The organism is Vibrio mytili, assembly GCF_049563345.1.
Classification (GTDB): Bacteria; Pseudomonadota; Gammaproteobacteria; order Enterobacterales; family Vibrionaceae; genus Vibrio; species Vibrio mytili.
The window spans coordinates 799,010-813,119 of the sequence record NZ_CP110482.1 but is presented as its reverse complement, the minus strand read 5'-3'; the positions used below and the strand labels follow the sequence as shown (position 1 = coordinate 813,119).

Here is a 14,110-nt window from a genome sequence, read left to right as displayed (position 1 = left end):
AAATAACTGCGTTAAAATTGTTTATCGGTAAAGAGGGAAGCGTTCACACAGCGCTTTCACTTCTTTGCGAACGCGTTGTTCTACTTCTGTGTTACCTTCTGGGCTGTCAACTAACCCATCCAGTACATCGCCAATCCAATTACCAATGAGTTTGAATTCTTCTGCGCCAAAGCCGCGGCTTGTGCCAGCCGGAGTACCCAAACGGATCCCCGATGTAATCATAGGCTTCTCTGAATCAAATGGGATGCCATTTTTGTTACACGTGATTCCTGCACGTTCAAGTGCCTCTTCTGCTTTGTTACCTTTCAAACCTTTAGGACGAAGGTCAACCAGCATAAGATGAGTATCTGTTCCGCCTGTCACAATATCGCAACCGCGAGTCTGCAATACTTCAGCTAATACTTTTGCGTTGTTGATCACTGAATTGATATAAGTTTTAAACTCAGGACCAAGGGCTTCGCCAAACGCCACCGCTTTTGCCGCAATAACGTGCATCAGTGGGCCACCTTGAAGGCCAGGGAAGACGGCTGAGTTGATTTTCTTAATGATGTCTTCGTGGTTAGTCAGGATCATACCGCCACGTGGACCGCGAAGTGTTTTGTGCGTGGTTGTTGTTACGACGTGTGCGTGTGGCAATGGGCTAGGGTGAGCGCCTGTTGCGATAAGACCGGCAATATGAGCCATGTCTACCATCAGGATCGCGCCAACTTCATCTGCGATTTCACGGAATTTCGCGAAATTGATAACGCGTGGAATCGCACTACCACCTGCGATGATCATCTTTGGTTTGTGCTCGACAGCCAGAGCACGAACATCTTCATAATTGATTTCTAGTGTATCGCGGTCAACACCGTACTGTACCGCGTTAAACCATTTACCTGATAGAGCAGGGCGCGCACCGTGAGTTAAGTGACCGCCTGCATCCAAAGACATGCCTAAAATGGTGTCGCCTGGTTGAAGAAGGGCGAGTTTAACTGCGCCGTTGGCCTGAGCGCCAGAGTGAGGTTGAACGTTTGCGTATTCGCAACTAAAAAGCTTTTTCGCTCGTTCGATAGCGATAGCCTCAACGGTATCAACATGCTCACAACCACCGTAATAACGACGACCTGGGTAACCTTCAGCGTATTTATTTGTTAGGCAAGTGCCTTGGGCTTGCATGACCGCTTTAGAAACAATGTTCTCGGAAGCGATCAGTTCAATCTGTTCATTTTGGCGAGCAAACTCCGCTTGGATACCTGCAAATACAGCGTCATCAGTCGCAGAGAGATTGGTAGAGAAAAAGTTTTCCAAGCTGTGGTTAGGGTAACTCTTGTTCATGGTGGTTGACCTTCCAAATTTGAAAATGAACCCGCATCGAATGAATTATTGGTTTGCGGTTCGGTTCATTTGTCCTCAAAACAGCTGTCCTACGTAGCTGCGACACTTAACTCGCATTGCAAGACAGGGCGAACATCCAGCCCTAAAAAATGGGCAAAAACTCCGTTGGATTCACGCTTCCTGCTTCAATCTCTAACGGAAAAACTGCATCTCTACATCTAACAAGTCGATAACATAACGTTTGCGACAAAAACATTCAACCAAAATTTCGTATAGGAAACATGATTTCTTGATTTGTTAACAAGAGCACGCTTTAATGTTCCTGGTGGACTTTTATCCACTATAGGGTTCATGCACAATGCAGGGAAGACACAATTAGGGATATTGTTAGAGGGATTTATGGCAGACAACATTTACGATGAATACCCATCGATGACGCTGACGAAAGAGCAAAAGCAGCAAAATGTTGACCCGTTGAAATTGGGTCAACGCATTAAGGATATTCGCGCAAAACTAGGTATTACTTTGGAAGAGGCGAGCCAGCGCACAGGCCTTGCTCGTTCCACGCTAAGTAAAATCGAAAATGAGCAGATTTCACCAACCTTCCAAGCAATGCAAAAGCTGGCGTCTGGTTTGCAAATAGATATGCCGCAACTGTTTGAACCGCCTAGGAAAAAAGCTGCTGCTGGTCGTAGAGATATTACCAAGAAAAACCAAGGCAAGCCGCATCCCACTCAGACCTATGAGCATGAACTGTTAGCGACACAACTTTCGAATAAAAAAATGATGCCGTTTAAGAGTCAGATAAGAGCTCGAAGCTTTGAAGAGTATAAAGACTGGATTCGTCACGATGGTGAGGAATTTTTGCTGATCTTATCTGGAGAAGTGAAATTCTATTCTGAGTTCTATGAGCCAGTCATTTTGAATGAAGGCGACAGTGTTTACTATGACGCTAACATGGGTCATATGTTGACCAGTGTCAGTGATGAAGATGCCCATATACTATGGGTTACGGCTAAGTAGTGTTAAATGGCCTATATTTCCTATAGTGAATGCAAACGATTGCTATTGGTGCTGGCAGGGGTAAAATAACGTGTATATTGATGGTGATTGACGTAATTACGTTCAATTTTAAATCGCTTTGTTGTTTATAAAATGTTAAAAGTCACATTTTTAGCGTCAATGATCTTCTTGTTCGTGCAAAATAGAGTGAAGCGTGTTTATTATTGGAAACATAAATGCAATCGCATCTGCGGGTCTATCTAAATGGAGACGAAAATGACTCAAGAACTTCTTAAAACACCACTGCATGCTCTTCACATAGAAGTTGGCGCAAAAATGGTTCCGTTCGCTGGTTATGACATGCCTGTTCAGTACCCACTTGGCGTAAAGAAGGAGCATCTACATACTCGCGATGCTGCAGGCCTGTTTGACGTTTCTCACATGGGGCAACTTCGTTTGACTGGTCAAGGTGCTGCTGCATTTTTAGAAACTTTAGTTCCTGTCGACATTATTGACCTTGATAAAGGAAAGCAGCGTTATGCATTCTTTACCAATGACGATGGCGGGATTATGGATGACCTGATGGTTGCTAATCTAGGTGATCATCTTTTTGTCGTGGTTAACGCAGCATGCAAAGAGCAGGACATCGCGCATCTGAACGCAAATCTACCGGCTGGTGTTGAGTTAGAAGTGATTGAAGATCGTGCTCTTCTGGCTATTCAAGGTCCGAAAGCGGCGCAAGTATTGTCTCGTCTTGCTCCAGAAGTTGCAGACATGTTGTTTATGGATATTCGCATCGTTGATATTGCAGGTATCGAGTGCATCGTTTCACGCAGTGGTTATACGGGTGAGGATGGTTACGAAATTTCAGTTCCTGCAGGCAGCGCCGAAGCGCTAGCGCGAAAACTGACTGCCGAAGATGAAGTCGAATGGATTGGCCTAGGCGCACGTGACTCTCTGCGTTTAGAGTGTGGCTTGTGTTTGTATGGCCATGATTTGGATACAACAACGACGCCAGTTGAAGCCAGTTTGTTGTGGGCGATTCAAAAAGTTCGTCGCACTGGCGGGGAGCGAGAAGGTGGGTTCCCTGGTGCCGATATCATCTTGCAGCAAATCGAAACGAAAGATGTTGTACGTAAACGTGTTGGCCTTGTCGGTCAGACAAAAGCGCCGGTTCGTGAAGGCGTTGAACTGTTTGATTCTGAGGGTGTTAAAGTTGGTATCGTGACCAGTGGTACAGCGGGTCCGAATGCAGGTAAGCCTGTTTCTATGGGGTACGTCCGAGCTGATTTGGCTGCGATTGGTAATGAATTGTTTGCTGAAGTTCGTGGTAAAATGCTGCCAATGACGGTTGAGAAGATGCCATTTGTACCTCAGCGTTACTATCGTGGATAAGTTATACGTGGATAATCCATACGCGAACAAGTCATATGCGAACAAGTTATACGCGAATAAGTCATAGCCGCGGTTGAGCCACATTAAAAAGTATTGGAACAAAAATGCCGAGCAAATTAGCTCGGCATTTTTAATGATTCTTTTTGCTACGTACTGCGTATACAGCGTCAAACAAGCGCACTTTCGATATCACAACACATATCAATGACGATATCGTCCAGTTTATCCGGATGGAGCATGTCTTGTTGGGTGATGCCACATTTACTCGCCATGATGGAGTTGAACAGTTCCCAGTGATTCTTTAAAAGCTGGTCGCGCTGATTTGCACTGTCTGGCCATGTTTCTTGCATCATCGGGGACAGCGAGTTGGCCCCATGTGCAAAAATAAGCATTTGCCATTTGGCTTCCCATGGATTGAATGGTGCGTCTGGGTATTCTTTATTGTACTGACAAAAGGTACTTGTGAAGATTGACGAGAAGCCTCTTTTAGACTTTAAGAAATATTCAAATAGCGCATTGTCATCTTGTCTTATTGAATCGGCAATCATCTGAACTGGGTGGGGTTTCATCAAGCAGAAGGCAAGCATCTGAACCATAAACAGATAAATTTTTTTATTTGAAGGGGTATCTTCAGGCATTTTATTGATGAGCTCGGCCATATAGTCTTGCATGAACTTATCCATAGCGTCAGTGACTGCCTGCCAAATCTTCTCTTTACTGCCAAAATGATGACGAATCAAACTATGTGAAACTCCAGCTTTTTCACTGATGTTACGCAGTGAAACGCGTTCGTAACCCAGTTCACAAAACATATCTGCAGCCACTTTAAGAATAAGGCATTTGGTTTGTTCTGCTGTCTCGGCACTTCTTCGTCCCTGCTTTCTTTCATTCATAGTTTGAATTTTCCTTTATATGGCATTGCTGGTTACTTGTACCAGAAACCGCGTGCTTTGACTAATCAAATTCATATTTCCCTTTCTATTTATTATACATATGGAAAATAACTTGATTGGTGTCAATTTTTAATTATACTGCACGGGTGTGTAATAAGTTGTTTGTAGACAAACATACGATATAACTCGCGTTTTTTGATGGTGTTGTTTTATACCCGTATGTAAAGGTGTTTCAGGTCATCAGGAATAAAGACGCCTCTCAAACTCTAGCGACTGCAGCACGTTGGCTGTCACCTTTATGCGCTCTGTGTTAGGCCGAATCCGTATCTTGGATCTGAATACCGTGCGCTCCACCGTATTCGTCCCTGAGTATGGCTGCAATGACAACGATTCTCGGTTTGGTGGCGCTGATATTTGATGCTTTCTTTGATTCCATGGTGATTACGATTATGGCAGGTCTTGGTTTTGCCACAATACTGACACTGATTGTTGTGCCAGTGATGTTTGCAATTCTGTTTAGGATAAAACCAACCACTGCGTAAGGGACTCCCTGACTTTAAGCAAGTTAGATTCCTGCCCAACCCTGAGGGAACTCCTCAGGGTTTTTTTTCGATCTAACATAAGTGCCATTGGAGTGAATTCGAACTTGGATTCTCTGTTTTTCTTACCAATAGTAGGGCGTTAACGCGTATACTCAACAAAGCACACAATAAAGAGAGGCTGTATGAATACTCGCGTACTACACGGAATTTTCCTTTTTGGATCATTAACACTAATTGGTTGCTCATCCATCGATGCTCCACAGCAACAGACAGCGGCAGTCAACAGTGCCAGTAAAGCGACAATTGCATCGTGGGTTGATAGTCAAGTTCTTAAGCCCGTTGGTTTATCTCTTGAGCAAGATGATATTCAATATCTTGCCGGCAGTGTTGACTTAAACAAAGATGGTAGTGCAGAGCACATGATATTGATGCAAAGCCGTTATTTTTGTGGCAGCGGGGGCTGTACAGGGTACATTTTTGATAACGATGGGAAAATCATCAATACGATGACGGTAGTTAAAACCCCCGTCGTATTAGCGGAATCGTCGACCAATGGGTGGCAAGACTTTATTGTTTGGAGCAACGGTTCATACCGATTGATGTCTTATGATGGCGCGTCTTATCCGAGTAATCCGTCACTTGAACCGAAAGTTGAACGCGATGAGGATAGACAAGCCGCGATCGCAAACGTGATGGCGACAGAGGTGTATCAAAAAGATGGCTACGATATTCGACCAGCAGTTAGCCAGCAATTATGGACCCCCTATAATGAATATTACTTTACGTTTAAACATCATGCTGATCCTTATAGCATCTACCGTGCAACGGTTGATATAAAAACTGGGGAAGTGGATATTGTGTCAGAGCCTTATCCTAAGTAAAAAAATACCCCTCTTAACCATTGGTTAGGAGGGGTACCAGATGCCAAGTCGAGGGTGGCATTGTTAACTTATTATCAGTGGCTTATGCAGTTGCTTCTTGTTTGGTTTCTGCTTTGCTTTTTAGGAATGCGTAGGTAAAGCCTGTTACTGCTGTACCAGCTGCAATAGCGACTAAGTACATTACTACAGGTGTAATTGCATTAGGGATAAGCAGAACAAACAGACCACCGTGTGGAGCCATTAGCTTCGCACCAAACAGCATAGATAGAGCACCCGTTAATGCGCCACCTGCCATACATGAAGGGATAACACGCATTGGATCTTTGGCTGCGAATGGAATAGCACCTTCAGAGATGAAACACAAACCTAGCACGAATGATGCTTTACCCGCTTCACGTTCACTTTCAGCAAATTTGCTCTTAGCAATAAACGTTGCCAAGCCCATGCCGAGTGCTGGAACCATGCCCGCAGCCATGATTGCTGCCATTGGCGCATAAGTTTGAGAAGCCAATAGACCTACACCAAACGCGTATGCCGCTTTGTTTACTGGACCACCTAAGTCGAAACACATCATTGCGCCAAGAATAATACCTAGCAGTACCGCGCGGTCAGAGCCCATGTTGTTCAAGAATTCAGTCAGAGCGGTCATGATGCCAGCAACAGGTCCACCGACGATGTAAATCATCACTAGGCCAGTAAATAAGGTGGCAACGAAAGGAATGATTAGGATCGGTTTTAGTGCTTCCATTGATTGTGGAAGTGATACTTTATCCGCAAGGAGTTTTGCTGAGTAACCAGCAATGAAACCTGCTGCGATCCCCCCAAGGAAACCAGAACCGATCGAGCTTGCGAGCATACCACCGACTAAACCAGGAGCTAGGCCAGGGCGGTCAGCGATAGAGAATGCAATGAAACCAGCAAGGACCGGTATCATCAGAGCAAAGGCTGAGCCACCACCGATGTTCATCAGTGCAGCGGCCATAGTGCCTTCTTCTTTAAACGCTTCGATGCCGAAAACGAAAGATAGGGCGATGATCAAACCACCAGCCACAACAACTGGAAGCATGTGGGAGACACCTGTCATAAGGTGTTTGTAGACGCCTTTTTTCTCTTCCGTGTCTGCTGACGCATTCGAAGAACCAGAGTGTTGGTACACCGTTGCTTGTTCAAATGCTTTATCCATCTCTTCTGCGGTTTTCTTCAGAGCAGGTCCTGTTTTAGTACGGTACAGTTTCTTACCGTTAAAGCGATCAAGCGGCACTTCAATGTCAGCGGCAATGATAACCAAGTCTGCGTCGGCAATTTCTTGCGCAGTAAGCTGATTCTTCGCACCTACGGAGCCACGCGTCTCTACTTTGATTTGGTGACCACGACGCTTGCCTTCTTCATCGAGAGCTTCTGCTGCCATAAATGTATGGGCAACACCAGTCGGACATGCAGTAATCGCGACAATTTTTTTCACGCCTGATGTGCTTTCAACTGGCGCTGAAACGGTGGTTGCTGTTTCAAGCGTTGAAGCTTTCTCAACGGCGGTTTCAAGGAATGCCGTTGCGTCTTTTGCCGCTTCACTAATTTCTGCTTGATACACTTTTTTACCAACGAAACGAGAAGTATCAACAGGCGTGTTAGCCGCAATAACGATAACTTCTGCTTGCTCGATATCGGCGTCCGTTAATAGGGTTGGCTCAACAACACTCGATTGGCATTCAATGTTTGCATTCCAGCCCAGTTTTGCTGCCGCTTTTTCTAGGAGACCAGCCGCTAGGATGCTGTTTGCAACACCACTTGGACAGGCAGTAATAATGGCAATATTCATACTGATAACCTTCTGTTCCTTAGTTTTTATCTAAGCTTGTATTAGGGTAAAGCTCGCTCACTTGCGTTTGGAGCTTGATGTTCTCCAGTTCTTCCTGACTGGTTAGCCCAACGCCAACCTGACTGACTGCAAGTGCAGACAGTGCGGTTGCGAAGCGCAATAAATCGTGTTTTGGCATCACTTGCATGTGACCCCAACAAAGGCCAGCTACGAGGGTGTCACCAGCACCAACAGTACTGACCACTTGCATTCTTGGTGGTTGTGCACGCAGCCATTCCCCTTGGTTTAACCACATCACACCATCTGCGCCCATTGAGACAACGATATTTTCAATACCTTTATCGCTCAGTGTTTGAGCAGCGGCTTGACATTGCTCAGGGGTTTCAAGATGTTCACCAACGAAGTCACTCAGTTCTTCATCATTGGGTTTGATCAGCCATGGGTTAGCGTCAATGCCAGCTTTTAAGGCGGCTTTGCTACTATCAAACAACACTTTTTTACCGAGTTGGTGAAGCTTTTGAATCCATTCTGCGCAGAGATCGGAAGAGACACCGCCCGGAAGGCTGCCAGCCAATACAAAGTAGTCATGGGTTTCAGCTAGGCGAAATAGTGTTTCTTCAAAGCGCGCAATATCTTCGTTCGTTACCTGAACACCAGGGAAGTTGATGTCGCTCACTTCACCCGTTGACTCAACCAGTTTGACATTGATGCGGGTCGACCCGACGACTTCAATAAATTCGTCTTGTACGCCGATTTCTTCAAACAATTGATGAAACAGCTCAGGGTTGTCTTTGCCTAAAAAGCCAGTCACCGTTACGTCTGCACCTAAATCACTGAGTACCTTAGCAACGTTCACCCCTTTACCCGCAGCGTGCAGGTCGCTTTGTTGGACAAGACTGACCGAGCCAACATTTAACGACTCTACTGACCCCGTTAAGTCCAAGGCAGGGTTGAGCGTGATCGTGACGACTTTATTTGTTTTTGTAACTTGGTTTGTCTGTGTAACAGTCATAAACGCTCCTTAACCTTCGCCAAGGCCAGACGCGATAGCGTTACCTATCGATTCAAGTGCTTGCGCTGCATCCGGACCTTCAGCAGAGAACTGAAGCTGGTGGCCGTGTTTCACGCCAAGCGCAATGACTTTCATTAGGCTTTTCGCGTTCACGACTTTGCCATCGCCATCGAGGTTAGATACTTGAATCTTAGACTCGAACTTTTTCGCTTCAGCGACCAGCATCGCGCCAGGGCGAGCATGTAGACCGTGAGAGTTTTTGATTTTGAAGACCGCAACGTTCCCGTCTTCCGCTGAGGCGGTAGAAATTTCTTCACCCTTAAACAAACCAAGAATTTGTTCAGCAGAACCATCCAACAGTTTATTGTGCTCGTTGTTAAACACCAAAGTAGATAGCGTATTTAGAATAGACTGGTGAGCGTTATTGCAAGCCGCAAAAGCGACAAGTGCGCGAACCTTTTGACCTTCATATTCACAGTCATTAGCGGTTGATACGAAAGAAACGCCAGTGCGTGATACTTGCTTATTACTACCAACTAACCATAAACCGTTACCAAGGTTGGTTGGTGCTTTTGTTACTAGGTCTGCGACAAACTCACTGCCTGCACAACCAGTGTTTTTTAACAAGCCTCCTGCAACCGCGCTCATTTGGATCATGTCGCTTGCTGGAAATTGAAGTTGAATCAGAGAAGCATCGAAATCAGCTTCGAGTTGAACATCTCCGTGGAGCAGGGCGATGATTTCATCTTCATTTTTTGCATTGCGTAGGCGTTCTTCTACACCATCCGCACCAAGCACTTTAGTCAATTGCTTTAGAATCCCAAGGTGCTCATCAGATTTAGCCGCGATGCCGATCGCAACAAACACTGTATTTCCGTCGCCCCATTCCACACCTTTAGGGAAGTGATGAACGGCTACGCCAGTGGATTTAACCATGTCGCGTGTATCGGTTGTACCGTGAGGAATCGCAATACCGTTACCTAAAAACGTCGAGTTTTGGTTTTCGCGGTTTAGCATGCCGTCCACATAACCTTGTTCAACCAAACCTTTTTCGGTCAGGCTCTTTGCGATGTTTTTGATCGCTTCGAATTTATCGGTAGCAGATTGTGAAAGAGTAATGTCGTTCTTACTTAGCTTAAGCATGGTGCTTCTCCAGCCTTAAGGTATCAATTTAAAATTCATGGCGGTTGTGTTGTTGAATGTCGACCTTTGTTTAAACCAACATGCCTACATCCCTAGTTAAAAATTGCTCGGTTCTATTTTTTATGATCAACTGAATCGATTCAGCAAATGAGCAAAATTTTTTAAAACACTCAGCAAAACGGCTTAAAGTATGATGTTCGTCATGATGAAGTGTTACTTTTATCAATCGTAGACGATAAATTGAATAACGTCAGTATTTTCGTGATTTACATCAATTTTTACGTTTTGCTGAATCCTTTCAGCTTTTATACTGAATCGGTTCAGCATATAATTCAACCTATCAAAGGATCATTAATCTATTATTATGATCGCGCGCACAGATTAAGGTGAAGAATATGACACTGGATGAAGTGGCCAAATTGGCTGGCGTATCTAAAACCACGGCAAGCTATGTCATTAATGGTAAAGCGCAGAAATACCGAATTAGCGAGAAGACGCAAAAGCGCGTCATGGCAGTGGTTGAAGAGTATAATTATAAGCCAGACCACGCCGCATCAGCTTTGCGCGCGGGGAACTCCCGCTCTTTTGGCTTGATCATTCCTGACTTGGAAAACACCAGTTATGCCCGTTTGGCGAAATTGCTTGAACTCAACTCGCGTAAGGCGGGCTATCAGATTTTGATTGGTTGTTCTGACGACGATCCTGACACCGAGCAAAAAGTAGCAGAAGCTTTGGTCAGCCGGAGAATTGATGCCTTATTTGTCGCGAGTGGTATGCCATCTGCGAATGAGTTCTACCTAAAAGTTCAAAACAGCGGGACTCCCGTAATTGCGCTTGACCGTCCATTAGATGATGAGCATTTCTGTTGTGTGATCAGTGAGGATTTTGATGCGGCACTTGAGTTGACTGAATCGGTGCTCTCGCCAGAGATACAATCCATTGGATTAATCGGTGCGTTGCAAGAGCTACAAATTTCTAGAGAACGTGAGTTAGGCTTTCGGTCTGCATGTCAGCAGCAAGCATGTTCCATCACCGTGGGTTACGGTCATCAATTTTCCCGTGAAGAAGGAAAGAAAGTCTTAGAACGTTGGTTAGCGGAAGATAATCTTCCACAGGCCATAGTCACCACTTCTTATACATTGTTGGAAGGGGTATTGGATGTGATGTTTGAAAAGCCGGAACTGATGAGCACGACGCGACTTGCGACGTTTGGTGATAACCGACTATTGGATTTTCTGCCAATAAAAATTAATTCGTTACCTCAACAGTTCGAAGTCATCGCAGATAGTGCCATGGAGCTTGCTTTAAACGCTTCGGCGAAACGTCATAAGACAGGGGTAGAGTTGATTCCGCGCAAGATTGTGAAGCGTCGCTAGATAACGACATCATTGTCAAAGTAGTGAAGTTATAGCTTTATGTCGACCGTTAGTGCCACAAACGCATGATCGCTGGCATTTTTGTCTTTGTCGAAGGATGGATTGATCAGGTGACCATCAAACACTTGATAATCGACGACTTCACCAATGGACAGATCGGAATGCACGTCAAATTCTTGCGACAATAAGATGTAGTCAAGCACATTGCCTTGGGAAAAATGGTAATGCGTTGCTGGGCGGAGCGGCGAAATAGGATTTATCTGTAGATCCCATCCATCTCTCAATTGTAATTCAGTGACGCTGTCACTAAATGATTCTACTAATATGCTGTTCACGCTGAGCGGTGCCACAGGTTGGTTCATATCGCCCATGAGCACGGCTGGGATAGGCTTCACCCTGTACTGTTTTTGCATTGTCTCACGCAGCATAGCCGCTTCCCAACCTCGCTGCTGAGTCGAAAGCCATCGCGCGATGATAGGGCTTGATTCTTCCTTGGTTTCCGTGTCTGCTGGACGTTGAGACTTTAAATGCACCACATAGATGGCGATATGGCCAAGAGTTGGGTGGATAGCCTCTGCATATACTGGGATGCGGCTGAACTCTGGCTCTTCTTTGACGCCAAAAGGTATGAGTGATTGTGTGTCAAACATGACTGGTTTTACATTCACTAGAGGCAAGCGCGAGGCAATCGCCACCACAGGGCGAGAGTAAATGTAGTCGCCTTCAACGTGTGGGGTATCAACCGTGACAAAATGTGGGTAGCCGATCGACATAAAGAATGCTTTTGCTTCGTCAATACTGAACACCTCTTGCAAGCCAATAATGTCCGGTTCCAACTTTTCGATTTGATTTTGTGTCCAAGCGAGTTTGTCTTGCCAGTCTTTCACTGAATAGATGTTCTCAAAGTCATAATAGGCGTCGGGTGGTGCGACGAAATTAAATAGATTGGCGGTGGCAAAGGTGATTCGGTCAGCTTGATACAAAATGAACACTCGTTGGATTATTTACTAGCGAGTATATAAGAACAACCGGAGAGGTTTCCATTTTTAGGTATAAGGTTTACACTCCCGATCATCAAGATAAGCGAGTATACAGCATGACCCAAGATTACGACGATGATGCGTACCTAGCAGACGCCGAGTTTGAAGGTGAAGAAATTGAAATCGAAGCGATAGGTATCGATGTCGATTCACACCCAATTGAACTGTACAAACTTTTTAAAATTGCCAATTTAGTGAGCGGCGGTGGTGAAGCGAAGCACATCATTGATGAGGGCTATGTGGCGGTCAATGGTGAGCTAGAAACTCGTAAGCGCAGAAAAATGTACGATGGTGACTTTTTTGAATTCAACCAAGAGTACTATGTCGTGGTATGTGATGCGCCTGTGACTGAGCCAGAGGCGAAAGAAGCCAAACAGAAGCCAAAAGCACAGCAGAAACCAAAAAATAAAGCTTCACATGCTTCTAAGAAGCAAAAACCAGCGAATAAGTCGAGTAAAGCTCAATCTGCTCCCGCTAAAAATAGCAAGAAAAACGCGACAAAAGACAAGCCAAAGCCAACGCGTGATCCAAACAGTGGCCGTAATTCAATCGATTTCTTCTGATGTGAATCATGTGTAAATGACAATACGGAGCGTCGACGTTTGGGTTCGGCGCTTTTTTTTGCCTTTGGTTTTGTTCATCGTTGAGAGTTCGATAGTCTTCTATTTCAGCTAATTTTCGATTTTAGATAACTATCTTAGGGAACTATCAGTCTTATAGGTCTATCGGTCAAAGAGAAAACCTGCCCATGTAAACTACCTATTTAGTAAGAATAAGACTTCGTTTTCTTTTCTATATGGCGGAATAGTAGCGAGAGTCCGAAACAAATCACGAAATAGGCCAAGCCTACAATTAGCCAGATTTCGAAAATATAACCTGACGAATTGGCCATCTCTGTACCGACAAAGGTCATCTCTTGGATTGAAATTAGTGAAACGATGGAGGTGTCTTTAACTAAGGAAATGGTTTGTCCAGCCAGTGGGGGCGTTATTGCCCGTAATACCTGTGGCGCAATGACAAACCGATACTTGACCCATCGTGAGAGCCCCAACGAATCCGCGGCTTCCCACTGTCCCTGATCGATGCCTTGTAACCCTGCACGGACCACTTCTGCGATGTAAGCTGAGGAGAGTAATCCCACGCACAACACCCCGGAAGCGAGATTCTCCCATAGATTAGCGGGGCCGAATAAAAACTGTTGTACTGGATTGACGTCGCCTTGGTAATTTCTTAATAGGTCGTCGAGTCCCAGTAAAGGAATCAACTGGTTGGAAATGAAAAAATAGAAAATAAACACAAACACTAAAGGCGGAATGTTACGTACCAATTGAATAAACGCGTTGGCAGGCACGCGCAACCAGCTAGAGTCTGAAAAACGCGCTAACCCAAGTAGTGACCCCAACACCAATGCAAAAGCGATACCCCATAAGCTCAGTCTAAGGGTGGAGAGTAAACCTTGAAAAAAATAGGGGAAGCTTCCGTCCGCTCTGGGGGTAAACAGCAGCGCTAAGGCATCGGACCATCGCCAGATATAGTGGACGCCAATGGTAGAACGGTAGTACAGCCAAATGCCCGCTACCAGACAAAGGCTGAGTAGGACCCAATCGGTACGGTTAAAGCGCATCAAGTATGATTTCGGCTGTGGTTTGTTTGGGGCAACGGGATGATGAGTTTCTCCGCTCAAAAAGGTGAC

The 14,110-nt window shown here is 45.1% G+C and carries 12 protein-coding genes and 1 pseudogene; 6 read left to right on the top strand and 7 right to left on the bottom strand.

Annotation, left to right across the window (positions count from 1 at the left end; translation table 11 throughout):
* Positions 1–21: 21 nt before the first annotated feature.
* On the bottom strand, positions 22–1,317 hold the full coding sequence (locus ONE56_RS17260; RefSeq protein WP_041153888.1) for a serine hydroxymethyltransferase: 1,296 nt from the start codon (positions 1,315–1,317) through the stop codon (positions 22–24).
* A gap of 399 nt (positions 1,318–1,716) precedes the next feature.
* Between ONE56_RS17260 and ONE56_RS17255 the strand changes: the two genes are divergently transcribed.
* Together ONE56_RS17255 and gcvT are read left to right on the top strand one after the other, a co-directional pair.
* The gene (locus ONE56_RS17255) at positions 1,717–2,340 is read left to right on the top strand and encodes an XRE family transcriptional regulator (RefSeq protein ID WP_331437593.1); all 624 of its coding nucleotides are present in this window, start codon (positions 1,717–1,719) and stop codon (positions 2,338–2,340) included.
* 255 nt (positions 2,341–2,595) lie between these two features.
* Positions 2,596–3,714: a glycine cleavage system aminomethyltransferase GcvT gene (gcvT, locus tag ONE56_RS17250; protein WP_041153886.1), complete on the top strand. Its 1,119-nt coding sequence runs from the start codon at positions 2,596–2,598 to the stop codon at positions 3,712–3,714.
* Positions 3,715–3,881: 167 nt separating this feature from the next.
* Here the strand turns inward: gcvT and ONE56_RS17245 are convergent, their stop codons facing one another.
* Positions 3,882–4,607: a TetR/AcrR family transcriptional regulator gene (locus tag ONE56_RS17245; RefSeq protein ID WP_041153885.1), complete on the bottom strand. Its 726-nt coding sequence runs from the start codon at positions 4,605–4,607 to the stop codon at positions 3,882–3,884.
* A 351-nt stretch (positions 4,608–4,958) separates the two neighbouring features.
* On the opposite strand from ONE56_RS17245, the pseudogene ONE56_RS17240 reads away from it, so the two are divergent.
* Both ONE56_RS17240 and ONE56_RS17235 read left to right on the top strand, forming a co-directional pair.
* Positions 4,959–5,149: pseudogene (locus tag ONE56_RS17240) on the top strand (AcrB/AcrD/AcrF family protein); the annotation flags it as partial.
* A gap of 182 nt (positions 5,150–5,331) precedes the next feature.
* Positions 5,332–6,030: a hypothetical protein gene (locus tag ONE56_RS17235; protein ID WP_423840562.1), complete on the top strand. Its 699-nt coding sequence runs from the start codon at positions 5,332–5,334 to the stop codon at positions 6,028–6,030.
* Positions 6,031–6,112: 82 nt separating this feature from the next.
* On the opposite strand, the gene fruA is transcribed toward ONE56_RS17235, so the two are convergent.
* The 3 genes from fruA to fruB are packed head-to-tail and all read right to left on the bottom strand — an operon-like array spanning position 6,113 to position 10,001.
* On the bottom strand, positions 6,113–7,846 hold the full coding sequence (fruA, locus tag ONE56_RS17230) for a PTS fructose transporter subunit IIBC (RefSeq protein WP_041153882.1): 1,734 nt from the start codon (positions 7,844–7,846) through the stop codon (positions 6,113–6,115).
* A gap of 19 nt (positions 7,847–7,865) precedes the next feature.
* The gene (pfkB, locus tag ONE56_RS17225; RefSeq protein ID WP_423840561.1) at positions 7,866–8,858 is read right to left on the bottom strand and encodes a 1-phosphofructokinase; all 993 of its coding nucleotides are present in this window, start codon (positions 8,856–8,858) and stop codon (positions 7,866–7,868) included.
* 9 nt (positions 8,859–8,867) lie between these two features.
* Entirely contained in the window at positions 8,868–10,001 is a 1,134-nt protein-coding gene (gene fruB, locus ONE56_RS17220; RefSeq protein WP_041153881.1) for a fused PTS fructose transporter subunit IIA/HPr protein, read from the bottom strand.
* Positions 10,002–10,396: 395 nt separating this feature from the next.
* Between fruB and cra the strand changes: the two genes are divergently transcribed.
* On the top strand, positions 10,397–11,377 hold the full coding sequence (cra, locus tag ONE56_RS17215) for a catabolite repressor/activator (RefSeq protein WP_331437589.1): 981 nt from the start codon (positions 10,397–10,399) through the stop codon (positions 11,375–11,377).
* Positions 11,378–11,406: 29 nt separating this feature from the next.
* Here cra and ONE56_RS17210 read toward each other — a convergent pair whose 3' ends face one another.
* Complete coding sequence (locus ONE56_RS17210; RefSeq protein WP_423840560.1) at positions 11,407–12,360, bottom strand: endonuclease/exonuclease/phosphatase family protein; 954 nt, start codon at positions 12,358–12,360, stop codon at positions 11,407–11,409.
* A gap of 113 nt (positions 12,361–12,473) precedes the next feature.
* Here ONE56_RS17210 and ONE56_RS17205 point away from each other — a divergent pair, with 113 nt between their 5' ends.
* Positions 12,474–12,980, top strand: coding sequence for an RNA-binding S4 domain-containing protein (locus ONE56_RS17205; RefSeq protein ID WP_041153878.1), 507 nt, complete (start codon positions 12,474–12,476; stop codon positions 12,978–12,980).
* Between the two features lie 200 nt (positions 12,981–13,180).
* Here the strand turns inward: ONE56_RS17205 and ONE56_RS17200 are convergent, their stop codons facing one another.
* Positions 13,181–14,101 carry an amino acid ABC transporter permease gene (locus ONE56_RS17200; RefSeq protein ID WP_423840559.1) on the bottom strand — a complete coding sequence of 307 codons (921 nt, stop codon included), beginning with the start codon at positions 14,099–14,101 and terminating at the stop codon, positions 13,181–13,183.
* Positions 14,102–14,110 lie beyond the last annotated feature (9 nt).

Excerpts from the sequence above, each read along its gene's own strand:
- ONE56_RS17260 (WP_041153888.1), bottom strand. The coding sequence starts at position 1,317 with ATGAACAAGAGTTACCCTAACCACAGCTTGGAAAACTTTTTCTCTACC.
- ONE56_RS17255 (WP_331437593.1), top strand. The coding sequence starts at position 1,717 with ATGGCAGACAACATTTACGATGAATACCCATCGATGACGCTGACGAAA.
- gcvT (WP_041153886.1), top strand. The coding sequence starts at position 2,596 with ATGACTCAAGAACTTCTTAAAACACCACTGCATGCTCTTCACATAGAA.
- ONE56_RS17245 (WP_041153885.1), bottom strand. The coding sequence starts at position 4,607 with ATGAATGAAAGAAAGCAGGGACGAAGAAGTGCCGAGACAGCAGAACAA.
- ONE56_RS17235 (WP_423840562.1), top strand. The coding sequence starts at position 5,332 with ATGAATACTCGCGTACTACACGGAATTTTCCTTTTTGGATCATTAACA.
- fruA (WP_041153882.1), bottom strand. The coding sequence starts at position 7,846 with ATGAATATTGCCATTATTACTGCCTGTCCAAGTGGTGTTGCAAACAGC.
- pfkB (WP_423840561.1), bottom strand. The coding sequence starts at position 8,858 with ATGACTGTTACACAGACAAACCAAGTTACAAAAACAAATAAAGTCGTC.
- fruB (WP_041153881.1), bottom strand. The coding sequence starts at position 10,001 with ATGCTTAAGCTAAGTAAGAACGACATTACTCTTTCACAATCTGCTACC.
- cra (WP_331437589.1), top strand. The coding sequence starts at position 10,397 with ATGACACTGGATGAAGTGGCCAAATTGGCTGGCGTATCTAAAACCACG.
- ONE56_RS17205 (WP_041153878.1), top strand. The coding sequence starts at position 12,474 with ATGACCCAAGATTACGACGATGATGCGTACCTAGCAGACGCCGAGTTT.